The following is a 20,443-nucleotide window of genomic DNA, read 5'->3' as shown; positions in this document are numbered from 1 at the left end:
CACTATTGTTCAGTATTATTTTAGAACATTAAACTCTATAAGTAATACTGATTGATAAATTAAGCCGGTTTATAACTGTCACGTAAGCTAACAATTTGGTTAAATACTGGCTTCTCGTTGCTATGCTCGATAGCATCACTAATAAAGTAGCCTTCACGCTCAAACTGAAAGCGTGTGCCAGCATCGGCATTAGCCAATGACGGCTCAACCACAGCTGCCAGCTCAGTCAAAGAATTGGGATTTAGCGCGCCATGAACATCGCTCACGCTACCGGGGTCTTCGACGTTAAACAGCGGCTCATATAAGCGCACGGTAGCTGGAATGCCTTGACTGGCCGATACCCAATGAATCACACCTTTGACCTTACGACCTTCAGGATTATTACCTAAGGTAGTAGGATCAATGGTCGCTTTTAGCTCCACAACATCACCATTATCATCAGTGATATGCTCGGTCACTGCTAATATATAAGTATTACGCAGACGAATTTCTGTTTTCTCTGGGGATAAGCGTTTGTAGCCTATTGGTGGCTCAATCTCGTAGTCACCTTGATCAATATAAAGCGTTTCAGTAAAGGGGATTTCACGCTCACCCATATCGAAGTTTGGATGGTTAGGCTGCGTTAACCATAACGTTTGGGTGTCATCATCCCAACGCCCATTAACACTATCAGCCTTTTGCGACTCCCAGCTACTCACGGCTTCACTAAAGTTAGTAATAGTCACTTTTAACGGTTTAAGTACGGCCATTCCACGCGCGGTAGTGTCATCTAACGACTGACGAATACTAAATTCAAGCAAGCGCATATCGACCACACCATCCGCTTTGGCGATACCAACCCGATTACAGAAATCACGTAGCCCTTCAGGGGTATAGCCACGACGGCGCATGCCAGCCACGGTTGGCATACGAGGATCATCCCAACCGTCAACAATACCTTCATCAACCAACTGCTTCAACTTACGCTTACTGGTCAAAGTATGGTCCACGTTTAGGCGTGAAAATTCATACTGATGCGGCGGTTGCTCAAAGCCAATTTTACTGACAATCCAATCATAAAACGGACGATGGTCTTCAAACTCTAAGGTACATAGCGAATGAGTAATACCTTCAAGCGCATCTGATAAGGGATGAGCAAAATCATACATCGGATAAATGCACCATTTATTACCCGTCTGATGATGCTCTTGATGCATCACACGATAAATAATCGGGTCGCGCATATTCATATTGGCATCAGACATATCAATCTTGGCGCGCAATACTGCTTTACCATCAGCATATTTACCGTTTTTCATATCTTCGAATAACTTTAAATTGTCTGCAACACTGGCATCACGTTGCGGAGACGCAGTACCCGCTTCCTTGAACGAGCCACGATTGTCTTTTATTTGCTCAGGCGTTTGCAAGTCAACGTACGCATCACCCTGTTCGATCAGTTGGACTGCCCATGCATGCAATTGATCAAAGTAGCTTGACGCATGTAACGCCTCGCCTGCCCATTCAAAGCCCAACCACTGTAAATCTTTTTTGATATTATCAATGTAGTCCTGTTTCTCAGCCGTTGGGTTGGTGTCGTCATAACGCAAATGGCAAATACCACCAAACTCTTCAGCAACGCCGAAGTTTAAGCAAATTGATTTCACATGCCCAAGATGCAAGTAGCCATTTGGTTCGGGTGGAAAGCGCGTCACTATCTGTTTGTATTTTTGCGCATTGACATCGTCACGAATGATATTACGAATAAAGTCGTTTTTTTGTTCGGTAGTGTTTGAGTGCTCACTCATGGAACATTGCTCCTAACGCAATTTATCAGATTAGGGTACGCGCCAACACGTACCATAGAAAGTTCAAAAATTAATAAGAAAACATAGTCGGTTCATTTTAAAAACGCATACGGTGTGCTTATTATATAGCATAGCGTATCTATTTTATTTGGTACAAACTATATTGATAAATCATAAAGTTGCGTTATTCTATCAGGTTTCACGAATGCATTAACAGCCTGATACATGACAGGCGACAAAAAAGCCGTTAGACTAACCACAATATTAACTCACCACAGTGCCAATTCAGGTACTGCAATTAGAAAGGAACACAACATGGTAGATATGCCAGTAGTAGAACTCGACACCACTATGGGTGCGATCGTTATCGAACTTAACGAAGAAAAAGCCCCAAAAACCGTAGAAAACTTCTTAAACTACGTCAAATCTGGTCATTATGACGGAACCATCTTTCATCGCATCATCGACGGCTTTATGATTCAAGGCGGCGGTATGGATGCAGATATGAATGAAAAAGGCACCAACGCTCCCATCGAAAACGAAGCCGATAATGGTCTAAAAAATGAAGCTGGCACGCTTGCTATGGCGCGTACCCAAGACCCACACTCAGCAACCAGCCAGTTCTTTGTTAACGTAAAAGACAATGACTTCCTAAACCATACTGGTAAAAATGCCCAAGGTTGGGGTTATACGGTCTTTGGTAAAGTGACTAGCGGTATGGACGTTATCGAAAAAATGAGAGGCGTTCCTACTGGTCGTTTCGGCATGCATGCTGATGTGCCAAAAGAAGCGGTTATCATCAACTCAGCAACCATTGTTTCTAAATAAGCAGTTTCTGAATAAGCAGTTTCTAAATAAGCAGTTTCTAAATAAGTACTTTCTAAATAAATAACCAGCCATCATTTAAGGTTATGATAAATGCAAAATTTCAATCATCTGATAACAACCCGTCCCCATGAGGTACGGCAATTATTAATCAGCGACTTGCATTTATCGCCTGAAGAGCCTGCCTTAGTGCAGGCTTTTTTGGCGCTGCTTGATGACTGTCTAGCCTTGCCTGCGCTCAAGCGTTTATTTATCTTAGGCGATTGGTTTGAGGTGTGGTTGGGTGATGATGCCTACTTAACATTATCAGAAGATAAGCGCCAAACTCATTGGCTAACACCGCTGATTATTAAGCTAAAACAGCTACGTATAGACGGTTGTGAAATCTTAGTAATGCATGGCAACCGAGACTTTTTATTAGGCCAGCCATTTTGCAACTTATTCGGTGGCGAGATGATTTATGAACCTTATGCGTTATCTGTTGGACAGCAAAGCTACCGTTTAGAACATGGCGATGCGCTATGTACCGATGATAAAAAATATCAGTTTTTCCGCAGAATAATGCGTCATCGTTTGACCCAGTGGTATTTACTCAATAAGTCGTTAGAAAAACGCTTGGCCATTGCCGCTAATATAAGACAAAAAAGTAAAAAGAAAAATACTACCAAAGCCGCTCATATCATGGATGTGAATGAAGCTTCAGTGAACAAAGCACTTTATAAATATGACGCGCTGCTACATGGTCATACTCATCGTCCTGAAATTCATCGCAGCGATGAAGGCAAAAGCCGCTATGTGCTTGGTGATTGGCGACTGCTTGATCAAGAAACGCGCCAACCTAAAGTTAGCGCCGTTATTGGGGCGACTACCACAGATATAGAGGCAAATATTGACAGCAATACTAATAACGCCAACTTTGGATTAGTTGAGTTTAAATTTTTGGTGTAACGTAACCCACCGCTTGATGATATTAGAAAATCCTATTTAAAGGATTTTCCTTGCAAGTCTAACAAAGCAGTGTTTTGTTTTGACGACTTTCAGGTGTAGGGTGTGCTCTGCGCAACGCTTGTTGGTCATAATCTCGTTATTGGTGCGCAGAGCGCACCCTACGCAACTATAAAAAAAACATTAAAAGAGGGTCTATTGACTATTCAATAGACCCTCTTTTTTCTTCCTATCCTATCTACTCTTAAACAATTTAGATCTAAGGAATCAATTTAAAAAAGTGCTGACGATAGTGTTTTAGTTCACGAATAGAATCACGAATATCATCTAACGCTAAGTGACTACCGCCTTTCTCAAAGTTCTTTAAAATATCAGGGCGCCAGCGGAAGCACAGCTCTTTGATTGAAGACACATCAAGGTTGCGGTAATGAAAGAACTTCTCTAACTCTGGCATTTGGCGCGCCATAAAGCGTCGATCTTGACAGATAGAGTTACCACACATTGGCGACTTGCCGCTATCGACCCATTTATTCAAAAACTTGATAGTCTCAGCTTCGGCCTCGCTCAAAGTTACGGTACTACGGCGAACCCGATCAACCAGCCCTGACTGTCCGTGTTGCTTAGTATTCCAGTCATCCATACCGTTTAATTTACGGTCAGATACTTTGATGGCAAAAACAGGACCTTCTGCTAAGACATTCAAATCTTCATCGGTAACAACTGTGGCAATCTCGATAATTTCATCATTTAAGGTATCAAGCCCTGTCATCTCTAAATCAATCCATACCAACCCTTTTTTACCTTGGTTTTTGATCTTAATCTTGTTGGGATGGTCACCGGTACTCATAAGCTGTCCTATGGTCAATAAATTTTGAAGCAACTTTGAATCAGTTGAGCCTCAATAAAGTAAATAATATAAAAGGTATAACGCCTTGGCGTTCGTAGCGCTTAAACGTTACAAAACCACTGTCTGCCGCAGGCGCTTAAGGCTGTATGTTAGCAAATTTTCACGCTACACTTAGCAATATTTTTTAGTAGGTCACAATTTATGGCATTAATTCGGCAACGCAAACTGACCAAACAGCAGATTCGTCGCATCGATAAACAACAGTTGTCTAATCAAGACAGTATTGACGACAGCCTGATGGATGGCTTGGTCATGGCGCATTATGGTAAGCAACTAGAAGTACAAGTGACCAGCTTACCGGCCGTCATCCCTGTGCAACCTGAGTTTGCACCCGATGATCCTGAGCCGTTTTGGCAAGCGCTGGCATTAGGGGATATTTGGCGTTGTCATGTACGCACCAACCTACCGATGCTAGCCGCTGGTGATAATGTACGCTGGAATGCCGATTCCAATACTGGATTTGGCCGCATCGAAGCAGTAAAACCACGTACCTCATTGGTCTCACGCCCAGATCGCTATCATAAGCTCAAACCAGTAGCCGCTAATGTCGATATTCTGGCCATTGTCTTTGCACCACTGCCAGCGGCGGCTCCCACCTTAATTGACCGTTATTTAGTGGTTTGCCATCATGCCGGTGTGAAGCCACTACTGGTATTAAATAAAGCAGATTTATTAGCAGAAGATGATGATGCCAATACCAATGAATTACTGACGCAGTATGCGGCACTAGGTTATGAAAGCGTGCTGACCTCAGTTGATTGTCCAGAAAACGTCGCTGCTAGCAACGATCAACAAGGACTTAGTGAGCTTAAACGTTATATCGATAATAAGCTGGTCATTTTTGCGGGGCAATCGGGCGTTGGTAAGAGTAGCCTAATCAATGCATTACTGCCTGAATCAGCACAAAGCGTTAATATTATCTCTGATAACTCAAAACTCGGTCAGCATACCACCACCACTAGCCGTTTATTGCCATTTAATCCAGATGACCTGACCCAAGGCGGCATCGTCGATACCCCAGGTATTCGTGAATATGGTATTTGGCACTTAACCCCTGATGATATTATCTCCGGTTTTGTTGAGCTTGCGCCTTTGTCCGGTGATTGTCAGTTTCGCGATTGTCGTCATACCCACAACAGTAAAGGCTGCGCATTATGGCAAGCGGTTGCTGACGGCGAAGTACTCCAGCGCCGCGTTGAGAACCTTATTACTTTGCGCATCGAGGCCGATACTAAACCGTATTAAGCCAAATTAACCAACGCGCTTATTACCACAACAATCATCACAACTATCATCACAACTATCAAATGAAACGTGTGATCATCGCACGTTTACTAAAGATGACCTAATCGGTATAATAGCGCCTTGTTCGGTATCATTAGACTGTATTCGCAGTTTGATAGAACACTTATTTTTTGGAGGTATGGTTTGGATCGTGCGCTTGATTTTGTGGGCAACCACCCGTTTTTATTTAGTATTTTAGCGGTACTTGCCGTACTGTTTTTTGCCATTGAAAACAAACGTAGCGGCAAAAAAGTGTCGCCTAATACACTTGGCATGATGGTCAACTCCCAAAATGCGCAACTTATTGATATTCGCGCTAAGAAGAAGTTCATTACTGGCTATATCCAAGGCAGTCGTAATATTCCGTTTACTCAGCTTAAAGAAAGCCTAGAAGAAGTACGTGCGATTGAGTCGCCCGTGATTATCATCTGTGATATGGGCGCGCAAGCAGGCGCAGCTGTGCAGATGATCGGTAAAGATAACGTTTATCGCCTAGATGGTGGTATTGGCAGCTGGCAAGGCGGCGGTATGCCATTGGTCGGGGTAAAAGACGCACAGCCTAAAGAGAAAGGCAAATCAAAACCTAGTTTGCATAAATAACGGGCCAAATAAAATTTAATGGTCGTTCATAGCTGTTCGTAGCCAATAAAAAAGACACTTCATAATGTAGTGTCTTTTTTTATTGGTTGTTCATGTTGATTTTCGCATTATGTTACTTTTCGAAAATTTCAGCGGTGCTAACTTGAATTTACCACTCCTATCCCCACTTTATAATGAGAACAAACGAATGCAGGCTTGCGATTAACTTGATTGCAGCCGACACGATTAACTTTCATAATACTGTTTTTCATAATACTATTCTTCATAATATAACTACTGCTTCGTAATACAACTATTGTTTCATAAATTTATAAATTAAGGATTTACCATGACCGTATCTGTTAAAGTCTACACTACCCCTATTTGCCCTTACTGCTCGAATGCCAAACAACTATTAAAATCTAAAGGCGTTGAGTATGAAGAGATTGGTATGCACGATATGAGCAGCGATGAGCGCCGTGAGCTAATGCAAAAAACCAATAACTATCGTACTGTGCCACAAATCTTCGTCGGCGATACCTTTGTTGGCGGTTTTGATGAGCTTAATCAGTTTAACCAACAAGGTAAACTTGATGAGCTATTAGCGGGTTAATCTGCTACATTGCTTTGCTAACTGTCATTCTACCTGCCTGTTATTGCATCAACGCATCAGCATTGATAGGCAAAGTTTGATGAGAAATATTAAGTTACGATTTCTGAATATTGCTTAAGAATTAGTAGTAAAATTATATTTTGCAAAACTATTTGACCCACTATTAGAGGAATTATCATGGCTGAAGAACAAGCACAACCACAACTGGCCCTAGAACGCATTTATGTGAAAGACATGTCACTTGAAGTCCCAGGCGCAGGCGTATTCACTAAAGAGTGGAATCCTGAACTTGACATTAATCTATCAAGCAATGCTGAAAAGCTTGACGATGATCACTATCAAGTGATTTTGACCGTAAGCGTGACGGCTAAAAACGCTGAAGAAGCGGCATTTATCGCGGAAGTTCATCAAGCAGGTATCTTCTTATTAAAAGATATTCCAGAAGATCAAATCGGCCAAATCTTAGGGGCCTATTGCCCTAATGTATTGTTCCCGTATGCGCGTGAAGTGATTAGCGACATCGTTACTCGTGGTAGCTTCCCACAACTATTGCTGGCTCCGGTTAACTTTGACCAAGCCTACGCCCAAAGCCAAGAGCAAGCCCAAATAGATGCTGAAGGTAATGCATAGGTTCTAATTTAAGACTTTTAAGTTGAAAAAAGCCAACGTAAAAGAGCCAATACAGAAAAGCCGCCTACACTTAATTGTAGGCGGCTTTTTTAATGTGTTTAACACAAATGTCAGCTAAAAGTTACTAACCTTTTAGTGCTGATAATATTTGCAGCTTTACGTCATCGATAGACTGAGTACCATCAAACTTATCATAGTTAGGAGCCGCACTACCAACATCGCCGCCCTCGGCGGCTTTATCTTGATAAAAGCCAACTAGGGTTGATGTCTGCTGATGGTAAGTCGCTAGGCGATCACGAATAGTAGACTCTTTATCATCTTCACGCTGGATAAGCGCTTCGCCAGTAACGTCGTCGATACCTTCTTGCTTGGGTGGGTTATGATCGACATGATAGACCCGGCCTGAGCCTGCATGCTGGCGACGACCCGATAGGCGCTTGACAATTTCATCGTCCGGCACACTGATCTCAATCACATGATCAATCGCCACATCAGCATCGGCAAGCGCTTGGGCTTGCGGAATAGTACGCGGAAAACCATCAAGAATACAGCCGTTGGCGCAATCAGGCTTAGCGATGCGTTCTTTTACTAAGTTAATGATAAGGTCGTCAGAAACCAAACCGCCAGCATTCATAACACCTTTGGCTTGTTTGCCAAGCTCGCTGCCTTCTTTGATCGCCGCACGCAGCATATCGCCAGTTGAGATCTGCGGGATATCATATTCTTTAGAAATAAACTGGGCTTGGGTACCTTTACCGGCGCCTGGTGGACCTAGCAAAATAATTCGCATCATTACATGATTCTCCTTAATATATAGGATTTTAGGATAAATAAAACATAGGGATTGGTGGTTTGCAAAGCTCACCTTACCTTGTGGCTTGAAAAACCTCAAGTATTTTTAGTCTGGATGCGGCAAGTTACGATGACTTATCTGTGCATGTGCTGCGATTGCACGCCGTAGAAATAAGCCACGGCGTCTGTGTCAAAAGGCTTGTAGATATCACCTTTATAGTTATAGGCCAGCATATTAAAATCTTTGTTTATTAAGGCACCTGTTGGTTGATTTCAATATTGACTTGGTTTTGCCCCACGCTAATCACGACTGGATTGGCAGACAAATCTCCTGACTCTGCTCCTGCATTGCCGCTATGACTGATACGAGCGATGACTGCCAATTGAGTGTTTTCAGCGCGAGCAGATTTTAACGTGCGCTCCGGCATCATTGCATCAAGATCACTTAAGCTAACACTGGCTTCACCTTGCTGAATAATACTAATAGGCAAGCGCTTGGCAGCGAACGGAGGGCCTCCTTTTACATCACGAATAGCGACAAATAAGACGTCATCGCCTTTTACCAGCGGCAATAAGCTGGAATTAATCGTTATCCTTACGTCGATGCCTTCGGCAGCTTGCTGTTTCTGCGCGTTCACATTAGCGCTTAGCTCATCTAAGCTAGCCAATGCTTGGCTATGATCACCTGGTTTGGCCGCAATGCTGTCACGCAAACGCTTAATCCAGCCTTGTGCTTGATCAAAGTTATTACCACGCGCCTCGCCCATGGCCATTAGCATTTGTGCGCCTTCGTGCTGAGGGTTTTTAGCCAGCACATCTTGTAATACACGGCGACTATTGGCATCCAACTGGCCTTGATTCGCAAAAAAACTAATCTGTGCATAGGTCGTGGCAATCTCTACATTATCTGGTGACAAACGATAGGCACGGGATAAGGCTTCTAATGCTGATTCAGTCGCTTCTAGTGATAAAAACAGCTCTGATAGCCGCATCCAACGGTTGGGATCATCAGCATGACGATGGACATTAGTCTGCATGGCAGAAATTAGCTGGCGACTGTCTTCAATCGCCCATTCTGGTGGCTGATCGATTTTGCCGGTTAATAAGTCATCAGCGACTTGTCCGACTTTATCTTCAGCAGCCCACAGCTCGAATACGGGCGTGCGGTTACCAATCAATAGATAGGCCAGTGCTGCTAATACAGGCACCCAAACGATAACGATTAAACGGCTTTTGATACCAGGGGTTACCATCGGCTCGACTTGACGCTGAGCGTCTAATAACTGGCGCTCAAGCTCAAGCTTTTGATTTTGGTAATGGCTGTCATCAATAGTGCCACTGTCTTTGTCGGTTTTAAGTTCTGCTAACCGTTCACGAAATACCGCAACGTTGATATCTAGCAGTTGGTTGTCCACCGGTTTGTCTGGTGCCCGTGATGCTCGTAACCAAGGTATAATGGCTATAACGGCGAGTACTAGAGCAATAAGTAAGCTTAAGGCAATAAATAAGCCAACAGTAGAAAATAGGGTCATTTTTTGTCCTCTGTGCTTGTGATGTCATGATCAGCATTATCAGTGCGCGACAACAGACGATCAAGTTCAGCTTTTTCTGCGGGTGTCAAAGCTTGGGCGGTACTATCAACCGTCAAGCCATCTTGACCACTTGCAGTAACTTGCCGACGTTTGCTCTGCCAGAACCAGCCAGTAATGAGAACGATTAATAGTAATGGCGGGAAAAACCATAGTATCCATGTTGAGGGACGTACGGGTGGCTTATAGCTAATAAAGTCGCCGTAGCGCTCTTTCATATAGACCCTTATTTCTCCATCACTGCGGCCATCTTTAATCATATCATAAATTTTTTGCTTCAAATCTTGAGCAATGGGTGCATCCGAACCAGCAAGGTTTTGGTTTTGACATTTCGGGCAACGCAGCTCCTCGATGAGACCACGATATTGGGCTTCTTGCTGCACGGAGTCAAAGTCGTATACATCAATCGCGGCATAGGTGGTCATACTGAGCATACATGCCAGTATTAAGCTTGCTAGCCTAAAAATTATATTGGCTTTTGTTTGAATAAGCTTCATTGGCATGCCTCCTCAAGCTGACTAGAGTTGGGGCTTCCGCCGCTCTTATTGGCTTCATTGAGTACCCTCAAGCAAGGGGTAATACGACTTTGCCAATTGGCCTCATTAATCTCACCGATGATATGCTGGCGAATAATGCCATCGCCATCAACGACAAAGGTTTCGGGCGCCCCTGTTAAACCCAAGTCTAAGGCGAACTGACCCGATAAATCTTGAATGGACATTGAGAAGGGATCGCCGCGCTGGTTTAAATAACTCAGCGCATTACCAATGTCATCTTTATAATTGACCCCAACGATATTAACGCCGCGTTGTTCTAACTGCATCAAAAACGGGTGCTCAATAACACAAGTTGGACACCACGAGCCCCAAATGTTCATCAAAAAGGGCTGATCGGGCAAGTTATCATTGGTCATCACACGGCTAGTATCTGATAATAATGGCAACTCAAAAGTAGGCACTGGACGCTCAAGGGCCGTATTGGTCACAATCGCTACCGGCTTACCAAGCCGTGTATACAGCATAACTATCAAACCAAAAAAGATAATAAGTGGGATTAAAAACCATATCTTCAGCTGCTTTTTACGCAGGGTTTGACTGCTACGCTTATTGTTTTGATCAGGGTTATTATCTGGTGCACTCATGTTACTTCTCCCCCATTGTTGATGCTGGAGTTGACGTATTAGTAGCATTAATAGCAACTTGATCTTGTGCCTTGGTTTTTTTAATGCGATAGCGCTTATCTAATATACTTAATAAGCTGCCCAACGCCATGATAATCGCACCCAGCCAAATCCAGCGAATAAGCGGCTTCACATAGATACGTACCGCCCATTGATTTTTGCCTTGAGCAATAGGCTCACCTAGTGCCACATACAGATCGCGCATTAAGCTGGCATCAATAGCTGCCTCAGTCATCGGCATCATGCTGACCACATACGTACGTTTTTCAGGGTATAAGGTCGTCACTTCGCGACCATTTTTGCTTACCTCAACTTGTGCCTGTATACCATCAAAGTTACTGCCTTTGACTTCCTGAAAGTCTTTCACTTCAAAATCGTAACCTTGCACATTGACCGTATCACCAATACCCAGTGCCACATCACGCTCAATACTTAAACTACTGGTGAAAGCCACGCCAATGACTGCGATTATCACCCCAATGTGGGCGGTTTGCTGGCCCCAATAGCTGAGGCGTAATTGACGTAGACCCTTAAAGAGATTAGGGGCGTTTTTAGTCTTATCCTTAATGTCGACTGCCATCCAGAACAGTACCCAAAAGCTTATTGCTAGAGTGACACCGATATTGAACATGGATGAAGGATGGACAAAATAGGTAATGACAGCAGCTAGAACCAGACTGCTAGCCGCAATCACCATACCCACACCCAATAACGGACGCTTGTCTTGTTTCCAGCGAATATTAGAGCCCATACCCATCGCGAACAATAATAGCCACGTCAGGGGTACAAACAGCGCATTAAAGTAAGGAGGACCAACAGAGACCTGACCTAAATTAAAGGCATCAGCAATGATTGGATACAGCGTACCAAGCAGCACCACTAAGGTAGCAATCAAAATAATGACATTATTAATGACTAAAAATGACTCACGTGAAATCAGCTGATACTGACTCTCGACTGTCAAGCGCCAACCGCGAATGGCGAACATCAGTAGGCCGCCACCGATAATAACGCCAAGAATAATTAAGATTACCAGACCACGCGTTGGGTCAGCGGCGAATGAATGTACAGAGGTAATGACTCCAGAGCGCACTAAGAAGGTGCCAAGCAGACTGAGCGCAAAGGCAAAAATCGCCAGCATAATCGTCCATGCTTTAAAGACCCCGCGCTTTTCAGTCACTGCTAAGGAATGTAATAAGGCGGTAGCGGCAAACCAGGGCATCAAGGACGCATTCTCTACCGGATCCCAGAACCACCAGCCGCCCCAGCCAAGCTCGTAATAGGCCCACCAAGAGCCCAGCGCGATACCAACGGTCAAAAACCCCCAAGCGGCAAGCGCCCACGGACGTGACCAGCGGGTCCATACCGCATCTAAGCGCCCGGCCCACAGTGCGGCCATACAAAAGGCAAAAGGCACGACTAGACCCACATAACCCATATATAACATCGGTGGGTGAATAATCAGACCAAAATCTTGCAGTACCGGATTTAAATCAGCACCATCCACTGGGATACTGGGTAGGGTGCGATCAAATGGCGATGAGGTAAAGATTAGCATCGCTAGCATCATCATCTGCACGCCAGCCAAAATCACCAATACTCGTGCCCGCATAGACAGCGGTAAACCACGGCTGAAGTACGATACCAGCGCACACCATGTCGCCATGATGGTCATCCAAAGTAGCAACGAGCCTTCATGCCCGCCCCACGTTGCCGATAGCTTGTAGTACCAAGGCAGCAAAGTATTAGAGTGCTGCGAAACGTAGACTAGACTAAAATCGTTGTAATAAAAGCCTGCCATTAACGCGCCAAACGACACAATCATGGCTGCAAATTGCGCCCAAGCCAAACTTGGTGCCAGACGCTGCCAAGCGACTTTATGACGAATAACGCCGATGGTTGGTAACACTACTTGCAAGATCGCCAACACAAACGCGGCCAGCAAGGCAAAATAACCTAATTCTGTGATTAACATACGGTCTAACCTTGTTTACCTTAATACGGTCATTGTTTACTTTATGAATTGAACTTTTTATAGCCTTAAAAAGCACTCAGTAGGTTTTACTGTTGTAGTTGCTATTTTAGCTATTTTAGCTATTTTTAGTTACTTATTTAGGTACTGTTGTAGGTACTGTATTCACTAATGCTATCGTTAGCGTCATAAGCTATTACTATCCGAAACACTTACAACAAGGTACACTAGCGTTAACTTGTCACGGTCTCATATCTGCTTTGTGTACGATGTGTATAGAGACTATAAGGACTTAACTATTACTATATATTTGGTTACTGCATAGCGGGAAAAAATACCAAAACTAGGTGCAGCCAACCGGCCAAAAATCCTGTCAAACCACCCAGCACAATTAAGGTCATTTCATCTTCATGAAACGCTGGGCGTAACAAGTTTTGAAACTCATCGGGCGAGAGCGCACGGATACGATCTCGAAACAGACCGAAAATTTTACTGGCGCGGCTCTCATTGAGCTTAGGATCGCGCATCGGCACCATAGTCGCGGTAATTGATTTATCAATAATAGTATTTTTGAGTTGGCCAAACTCACGCCGACCAAGTCCTATCCGTAAGGTAGCACTGACCACTGGTGATTCTAACATTTGATAAAGATGCGACTTCATCAGTTCACGGGTTTGCGCGGCTTGCTCACCATACATCATCTCATTCATGATGTTCTCAAGGGTAACCAAATCGGTGACGACAATTTCAGCAAAAACCTCAGACACTTCCTCTTGACGTTTCATAAAGCCGCCCTGCCAGCGAAATTTCGCCATATGGGGCAGTTGCAATTTAATAAAGGGAAAGGTCTTACCCCGCGCGAATAACTTCACATAAGTGATAAAACGCGGCTGTACTGGATTAAACACCATCCAAATCGCAATCCAGTTGGTCAATAGACCCCAGACCGCCGCAAAGAAGGGTACCGTCCAATGTTGCGGCACTACCAAAAAGATAAACATCTGGATAATGCCAAAGATAAGTCCAACCAACGCACTAATATGCCAAATAAAATCAATTTCTTTTTGGCCTACTTTTAAGAACATATTGACCATCAAGCGCCGATCACTCTCCATCTTATTGACAATCATTTGGCGCATATCGACCAAATCTTCGACATGATAGGTCAAATCCGTCACCAGTGACTGCATGATTGCAGGCAACTCTTGGTGCGCTTGCGTGTATAGGCGGCGTTTTAACGCATAAGGAAGGTTGCGCCATAAGGTCTCTGAACGCTCAAGCATAATTTCGTCAATCAACGACTCAAGATTCTTATCGATCGCCTCAGTAATGAACGCCGCCATTTGCTCCGGTTCCATCGCTTGAAAAAACTCATCAAGCGAGCCGAGTTTAGACAGCGTCTGATCTACGATAACCCCTGATATCTTGCCGGCTTTACGCGGTACGATACCTTGCCAGCCAATCCCTGGTAGTCCAAAAAAAGGAAAGTTGGGAATGCGGATACCCCGAAACTTAATGGGATAAAACAGCATTTTTAGCGCCATCCACACATGGACCCAAGTGACAAATGCGGTCACCGGTGGGATGGTCAGCATGGCAATAAATTCCGGATGCTCAGCGAGCGTCTGCCATATTGAAGTTGCGACCATGACTCTTTGTGCCCCTGACGTAACGGTTGTCGTTAATTCATTATCATTAATTTACTGTCGATGAACTGTCGTCGTTGCTATTACAATATTGATCCACGCTGAGCAAAAACAGCGCTTTATCAAGCATAAATACGTTAAAAAAATACGTTAAAATAAATCGCCTAATTTTAGCATACTTGCCATTTATTAGCACACATACACCCCAGTCAAGTTGTGACTATACATGACACGTTTTATGGTCACCTCGCAACCGCTAATGCACTAACCTACTGCATGGCTGTGACTGATAAAGGCATAGACAAAGCAAACGGGTAAGTTCAACGTCATATATTTTGTTCTGCTATAATTCGTCGCTTAATAGCCGCTTGTAATAGCCGCTTGTAATAGCCGTGAAGACTGCCATGCAAGCCTGTATAGGGTTGAACCAACCCTAAAAAAGAGTCAGTTTGGTTGTTATGAATTTTTGTCAGTTATACGAAGCTATAGGTGTACCCATTTCATTTAGTTCTGACTATAGCCAGTATTGCTAGATAAATTGCGCTATCTGCTTGAAACTGTTACTTTCATCGTTTATATTTGCGGCGCTTTTACTTATTATCCTATTTATTATATTGCCCATCAATTCACTACTCTGTTTATTCACCGACTTTTTGGCTATTGACCTTTTATGAAGAAACCGCTCACTCCAGACACTGAACAGGTCAACCAAATTTTTATGCATCGAATCATTATTTTTGGTTTGTTGATCGTGGTGGGTTTGAGCGTGTTACTGCTACGTTATGGTTATCTGCAGGTGTATGCCCATGATAAATATACGACGCGGTCGGACAACAATCGTATCAAGCTGATATCAGCGCCGCCAAGCCGAGGTTATATCTACGATCGTAACGGAATACTGCTGGCAGACAATCAGCCGGTATTTACGGCGATGCTCAGCCCCAATGAAGTGGAAAATCCAGAACGTACGTTAACCTTACTCGCGCCTATTTTTGAGCTGACCGATACCGACATTACCGATATCTTAGCGCGTCTTAGCAAAAATAAAAATGATCCCGTCACCATCAAAATTGACTTGACTGAAGCGCAGCTGGCACAGTTTAGTGAGCGTAAACCGTTCTTTCGCGGCGTAACTATTCAAAGTAAGCTAACGCGCTCCTACCCTTATGATGAGCTGTTTGCACACGTGATCGGTTATGTTGGCCGTATCAACGATAAAGAGAGCAAAAGGATTGATAAGGATCGCTATGCGGGTACGGACCTTATCGGTAAAATCGGTATCGAAGACTTTTATGAAGACATTTTGCTGGGTCAACCCGGTTATCAGTCGGTAGAAACCGACGCTTATGGCAACATTTTGCGCCAGTTAGAGACCAAGCCGCCGATTGCTGGTAACGACATTACTTTAAGTCTAGATTATGGTTTACAAAAGGTTGCTCAGCAGCAGCTCGATGGTCGACGCGGAGCAATTGTGGCCATAGATCCCAAAAATGGCGATGTGCTGGCTTTTGTTAGCAACCCAAGCTACGATCCCAACCCCTTTATCTCAGGCATCTCCTTTAAGGACTACGCCGCGCTACGTGAAGACCCTGATGAGCCCCTATATAATCGGGCGCTGCAAGGTATGTATCCACCCGGCTCAACTATCAAGCCCTTTGAAGGCCTAGGCGGTATCCATTATGGACTACGCGACTGGAACACCACCATTTATGATCCCGGTTATTTTAGTCTGCCTGGTGATAGCCATCGATTCCGCGATTGGAAGCGTGGTGGTCATGGCACCGTAGATTTAAAAAAGTCTATCGTGCAGTCAGTCGATACTTATTATTATAAATTGGCCTATGAGATGGGCATTCAACGCCTGCATGATTGGATGGTGCGCTTTGGCTTTGGCGCAGACACCGGTATTGATTTGCCCAATGAAAAAGCCGGTATCATGCCGTCACCGAAATGGAAAAAAGATAGGTATGATAGAGACTGGTTTCCGGGTGACACTATTTCGGTCAGTATCGGTCAAGGGTATTTCTTAGCCACGCCGCTACAGATTGCCAATGCCACCGCCATGACTGCCAACAAGGGCTATCACATCACCCCGCATCTATTAAAACGTAGCGAAGGTGCTGCAGAGGTCGATGTCATTACCAAGCCTGATGGTAAAATTAAATATAACGGCAAGCCCTCCGACTGGACACGCATGCAAGATGCCATGGAAAACGTCATTGAGAACGGCACCGGACGTGGCATCTATACCTCTCGCTATCGTATCGCTGGCAAAACCGGTACCGCGCAAGTAAAGTCTATCGCCCAAGGTAAAAACTATGATAAATCCGCGCTGGATAAACGTGAGTGGGATCATGCTTGGTTCAATGGCTTTGCACCCGTAGAAGACCCACAAATTGCCCTGTCAGTCCTGGTCGAAAATGGCGGTGGTGGCAGTACCGTTGCCGCCCCTATTGGTCGCGCCTTATTTGATTATTGGGTACTACAACGCAAAAATGATCCTATTTTGCCGCCCACTGCCGATGAGCTCAAAGTGATCAAACGCCAAAAAGCACTAGACAAAATAGCGCGTGACATAATACGCGATCAAGAACAGGCGCTAAAAGAAGAAAACGCATTAAAAGAAAAGGCAGAGGTTGCATCAGAAGCTACGACGACAAGCGAATAAAGAGCTTTTGACTTCCTCCCCTCCCTAAACGGAGGGGATTCCTACTGCTAGACGCTCAAGCCCGAGCGCGAGAATATTACTAGCCGCATTAACATCACGGTCATGGGTAGTTTTACAAGAACTACAGAACCATTCTCTTATTCCAAGCCCTGCTCTACCTTTCGGACTATCATGGCGTGAGCCACAACATGAACAGGTTTGGGTTGTGTAAGCCTCATTTACTTCTGTGTAGTGACAACCTGCATGCTTGCATTTGTAATCAACTGGGGCATAGCCCTACGCCTTGCACTCGGGCAAAGCAGTGCTTTGCTTTATCCTCGCTCATGTCGCTTCATTTCAAACCAGCCAGCATCATAGACGCTCTTAGCTAGCTTGGTAGACGTAAATGTTTTGGCGCTAAGCTTACCTACCACGATCAAGGCATTGCCTTTGATCAAACTGGTAGTAAACTTATGAATCAAATCTTGACGAGTGTTTTTTATCTTAGCGTGAATAGCTTTAGCACGCTTTTTATTGTTTGAGCGTTGAGCTACCGCTAACTTAGTGGCGTACTTGTGAGTAACCTTGGTAGCTAGCACATTACCATCACTGGTAGTTGCCGCATCTTTACACCCTAAATCAATGCCAACTTTGCCAATACCGCCCTTAACTGTGGGAAATTCTTTAACGGTAATACAGGCATACCAACGACCGCGAGAATCTTGCACAAGCTCACACGTATTAATGGTGTAGAGAGCGAGGTTGTAACTATCCCATAGGTCAATAATTAACTTCTGACCCTTAGCTAAGCTCAGTTGCAGAGTAGACTTTAAACCCTTTTTGCCAGTTTGATTGGTCGCTATATGTTTGATGGCTGAGTTTTTAAAAGGAATCCACCCTAGACTTTTACGCTTAGAATTAGGATTGTTAGTACGCCAGTTAAGCTTAGCTTTTTTGAATTGCTTACGACTTTTAGCGTGTGTCTCAGTGACAGCCTGTATTGTTTGGCTATGCAAGCCAAGCTCACTACCAGCGCCCTTAGTATAGACAGCTAAGTCGTAGGCACTAAAGAATAATCCTGTGCGCTGTAAGTGTTTGTAGCTAAGATCATTGACATAATTCCATGCAAAATTTACTGAGCTACTTAGCGTAGTCAGTTGCTTTGCATGCTTGTCTTTGATTCTTAGCTTGAGTGTTTTCATGGTCTAGGCTACAATGTATTTTCGTTAATTATATATTTGGTCTAATACAATGTCAAACACTTTAAGGCGAGGTAGACACGTTGTTTATAATCTACACGTACATTTGGTCTTTGTAACTAAATATCGTGGTAAGGTGTTCACGAAAGAGATTTTAGATGACCTTGAGACATATTTTAAAGAAGTGTGTAGTAAGTTTGACGCCATTCTTGTTGAGTTTAACGGCGAGTGTGACCACGTACACCTATTGATTAGCTACCCGCCAAAGGTAAGTGTATCAGCCTTGGTGAATAGCTTAAAAGGCGTATCAAGTCGATTGATTAGAAAGAAGATGTATCAGTCAATAGAGTCTAAATTATGGGGCGATGCGCTATGGTCACCTAGTTACTTTGCTAGTAGCTGCGGTGGAGCTCCTATTGGCATACTTAAGAAATATATTGAGCAACAAAACACACCTAACTAGCCGCCTGATATCCACGCCCTAGAAGGGCATGGTTTTACGGCGGAAATGATAAATACTATGAAAAAATCTCCAGCATCGTCTAAAAATCAGCCTAAAAAGGCTAAAAAGGCTAAAAACTCTAAGCAGACCGCTGCTGGTAACGTGCGGATTATCGGTGGTCAGTATAAACGTCGTAACGTCAATTTTATTGATGCAGACGGCTTGCGACCAACGCCAGACCGCTTACGTGAGACCCTGTTTAATTGGTTGCTGGCTGATATTCATGGTGCGCGCGTACTCGATAGCTGCGCTGGTAGCGGCGTATTAGGGTTTGAAGCGTTATCGCGCGGCGCGGCACATTGCAGCTTTATTGAAGCCAATCTCGCCCAAAGTCAAATGCTACTACGAAGCGCAGAGCAGTTACATATTGATGCTGGCAGTTATCAAATTTTGCACGGCGCAGCCCAGCAAATTTTGAGTCAAAATCAACAATCTCAGCCCTTTTTCCCTCAACCTTTTGACATAGTTTTTATCGACCCACCTTATGCTGAAGACTTATGGCAGCCGATTTTGACCGCATTGATTATTAAAGAGTTAATCACAGTAGAGACGCTGATTTATCTAGAAGCCGATAAAGACTTGAGTGGACAATTAGACGAGCTAGTGTTGTCTCTTGGCGATACTTTGACCGCACAAAGGCTAAGTGGCTTTGAATGTATCAAAAACACAAAAGTAGGGCAAGTTGTTGCTGGACTTTATCGACTAGTATCGTCATAATCAGTCGGCTACTATTAAGAAATGCTAAAAACTGCTAAAAATCCAGCTAGATGCTCGCATTTAATGCTTAGCAGGCTAAAATAAACCACAATGCAGCTTGCAAGCTTAAGCTCTACTGCTTATAATGTGCAGTCTGTTTTTTGAGAGCCCCGTTCCCAGACAAACTCTCAACGAATTTCAAATTAAAGGTTTTATCATGAAAACACTTAGTGCAAAACCAGCTGAAGTGACCCATGACTGGTTTGTCGTCGATGCTGACGGCAAAACCCTTGGTCGCCTAGCTAGCCAAATCGCTCACCGCCTACGTGGTAAGCATAAGGCTTCTTTTACTCCGCACGTTGACACTGGTGACTTTATTGTTGTCATCAATGCCGAAAAAATCACGGTAACGGGTAAAAAAGCGCAAGATAAAAAATACTATCGTCACAGTGGTTATCCAGGTGGTATTAAAGAAACCAACTTCACCAAGTTGCTTGCAAATAAGCCTGAAGATGTTCTACACAAAGCCGTTAAGGGTATGCTTCCAAAAGGCCCTCTTGGCTATGCGATGATCAAGAAGCTGAAACTTTATGTGGGTAACGAACATCCACATGAAGCACAGCAACCTAAAGAATTAGACATCTAAGGAT

18 protein-coding genes and 1 pseudogene are annotated in these 20,443 nt (G+C 44.0%); 10 read left to right on the top strand and 9 right to left on the bottom strand.

The genetic code is table 11. The features are described 5' to 3' along the window. Positions 1-59: 59 nt before the first annotated feature. Positions 60-1,787 (bottom strand): glutamine--tRNA ligase/YqeY domain fusion protein, encoded by a 1,728-nt coding sequence (locus U1P77_RS01835; RefSeq protein ID WP_321155731.1) that lies wholly within the window; start codon positions 1,785-1,787, stop codon positions 60-62. A gap of 315 nt (positions 1,788-2,102) precedes the next feature. Here U1P77_RS01835 and U1P77_RS01830 point away from each other — a divergent pair, with 315 nt between their 5' ends. Both U1P77_RS01830 and U1P77_RS01825 read left to right on the top strand, forming a co-directional pair. Next, a complete protein-coding gene (locus U1P77_RS01830) occupies positions 2,103-2,615 on the top strand; it encodes a peptidylprolyl isomerase (RefSeq protein ID WP_321155730.1) in 513 nt (170 codons plus the stop codon). 90 nt (positions 2,616-2,705) lie between these two features. Beyond that, entirely contained in the window at positions 2,706-3,560 is an 855-nt protein-coding gene (locus tag U1P77_RS01825; protein WP_321155729.1) for a UDP-2,3-diacylglucosamine diphosphatase, read from the top strand. Positions 3,561-3,816: 256 nt separating this feature from the next. Here U1P77_RS01825 and orn read toward each other — a convergent pair whose 3' ends face one another. Beyond that, entirely contained in the window at positions 3,817-4,404 is a 588-nt protein-coding gene (gene orn, locus U1P77_RS01820; protein ID WP_321155728.1) for an oligoribonuclease, read from the bottom strand. A gap of 201 nt (positions 4,405-4,605) precedes the next feature. Here orn and rsgA point away from each other — a divergent pair, with 201 nt between their 5' ends. The 4 genes from rsgA (at position 4,606) to secB (ending at position 7,570) form a co-directional block, all read left to right on the top strand. After that, the gene (rsgA, locus tag U1P77_RS01815; RefSeq protein ID WP_321155727.1) at positions 4,606-5,709 is read left to right on the top strand and encodes a ribosome small subunit-dependent GTPase A; all 1,104 of its coding nucleotides are present in this window, start codon (positions 4,606-4,608) and stop codon (positions 5,707-5,709) included. A 183-nt stretch (positions 5,710-5,892) separates the two neighbouring features. After that, positions 5,893-6,348, top strand: coding sequence for a rhodanese-like domain-containing protein (locus U1P77_RS01810; RefSeq protein ID WP_321155726.1), 456 nt, complete (start codon positions 5,893-5,895; stop codon positions 6,346-6,348). Positions 6,349-6,676: 328 nt separating this feature from the next. Continuing rightward, a complete protein-coding gene (gene grxC, locus U1P77_RS01805) occupies positions 6,677-6,940 on the top strand; it encodes a glutaredoxin 3 (protein WP_321155725.1) in 264 nt (87 codons plus the stop codon). Positions 6,941-7,117: 177 nt separating this feature from the next. After that, complete coding sequence (gene secB / locus U1P77_RS01800) at positions 7,118-7,570, top strand: protein-export chaperone SecB (protein WP_321155724.1); 453 nt, start codon at positions 7,118-7,120, stop codon at positions 7,568-7,570. Between the two features lie 124 nt (positions 7,571-7,694). Here the strand turns inward: secB and adk are convergent, their stop codons facing one another. The 6 genes from adk to U1P77_RS01770 all read right to left on the bottom strand — a co-directional run bounded on the left by adk (position 7,695) and on the right by U1P77_RS01770 (position 14,752). Next, the gene (adk, locus tag U1P77_RS01795; protein WP_321155723.1) at positions 7,695-8,363 is read right to left on the bottom strand and encodes an adenylate kinase; all 669 of its coding nucleotides are present in this window, start codon (positions 8,361-8,363) and stop codon (positions 7,695-7,697) included. Positions 8,364-8,613: 250 nt separating this feature from the next. Continuing rightward, complete coding sequence (ccmI, locus tag U1P77_RS01790; protein ID WP_321155722.1) at positions 8,614-9,894, bottom strand: c-type cytochrome biogenesis protein CcmI; 1,281 nt, start codon at positions 9,892-9,894, stop codon at positions 8,614-8,616. After that, on the bottom strand, positions 9,891-10,376 hold the full coding sequence (locus U1P77_RS01785) for a cytochrome c-type biogenesis protein (RefSeq protein ID WP_414479060.1): 486 nt from the start codon (positions 10,374-10,376) through the stop codon (positions 9,891-9,893). The genes ccmI and U1P77_RS01785 overlap by 4 nt, the downstream gene beginning before the upstream one ends. A 68-nt stretch (positions 10,377-10,444) precedes the next feature. Then, positions 10,445-11,092 (bottom strand): DsbE family thiol:disulfide interchange protein, encoded by a 648-nt coding sequence (locus U1P77_RS01780; RefSeq protein ID WP_321155720.1) that lies wholly within the window; start codon positions 11,090-11,092, stop codon positions 10,445-10,447. 1 nt (position 11,093) lies between these two features. Then, positions 11,094-13,106: a heme lyase CcmF/NrfE family subunit gene (locus U1P77_RS01775; RefSeq protein WP_321155719.1), complete on the bottom strand. Its 2,013-nt coding sequence runs from the start codon at positions 13,104-13,106 to the stop codon at positions 11,094-11,096. 311 nt (positions 13,107-13,417) lie between these two features. Continuing rightward, positions 13,418-14,752, bottom strand: coding sequence for a DUF445 domain-containing protein (locus U1P77_RS01770; RefSeq protein WP_321155718.1), 1,335 nt, complete (start codon positions 14,750-14,752; stop codon positions 13,418-13,420). A 667-nt stretch (positions 14,753-15,419) separates the two neighbouring features. On the opposite strand from U1P77_RS01770, the gene mrdA reads away from it, so the two are divergent. After that, on the top strand, positions 15,420-17,417 hold the full coding sequence (mrdA, locus tag U1P77_RS01765; RefSeq protein ID WP_321155717.1) for a penicillin-binding protein 2: 1,998 nt from the start codon (positions 15,420-15,422) through the stop codon (positions 17,415-17,417). Positions 17,418-17,441: 24 nt separating this feature from the next. Here mrdA and U1P77_RS01760 read toward each other — a convergent pair. Then, positions 17,442-18,598 (bottom strand): annotated as a pseudogene (locus U1P77_RS01760) (RNA-guided endonuclease InsQ/TnpB family protein). Positions 18,599-18,647: 49 nt separating this feature from the next. Here U1P77_RS01760 and tnpA point away from each other — a divergent pair. The 3 genes from tnpA to rplM all read left to right on the top strand — a co-directional run bounded on the left by tnpA (position 18,648) and on the right by rplM (position 20,439). After that, a complete protein-coding gene (tnpA, locus tag U1P77_RS01755) occupies positions 18,648-19,058 on the top strand; it encodes an IS200/IS605 family transposase (RefSeq protein WP_321155716.1) in 411 nt (136 codons plus the stop codon). 57 nt (positions 19,059-19,115) lie between these two features. Then, positions 19,116-19,814 (top strand): 16S rRNA (guanine(966)-N(2))-methyltransferase RsmD, encoded by a 699-nt coding sequence (gene rsmD, locus U1P77_RS01750; RefSeq protein ID WP_321155715.1) that lies wholly within the window; start codon positions 19,116-19,118, stop codon positions 19,812-19,814. A 196-nt stretch (positions 19,815-20,010) separates the two neighbouring features. Next, a complete protein-coding gene (gene rplM, locus U1P77_RS01745; RefSeq protein ID WP_201555065.1) occupies positions 20,011-20,439 on the top strand; it encodes a 50S ribosomal protein L13 in 429 nt (142 codons plus the stop codon). The last annotated feature ends 4 nt before the right edge of the window (positions 20,440-20,443 follow it).

The sequence above is a fragment of the Psychrobacter sp. LV10R520-6 genome (genome assembly GCF_900182925.1).
In the GTDB taxonomy this organism is placed as follows: Bacteria; Pseudomonadota; Gammaproteobacteria; order Pseudomonadales; family Moraxellaceae; genus Psychrobacter.
The sequence above is the reverse complement of the archived record's forward strand: the minus strand, read 5'-3'. Positions and strand labels throughout refer to the sequence as shown.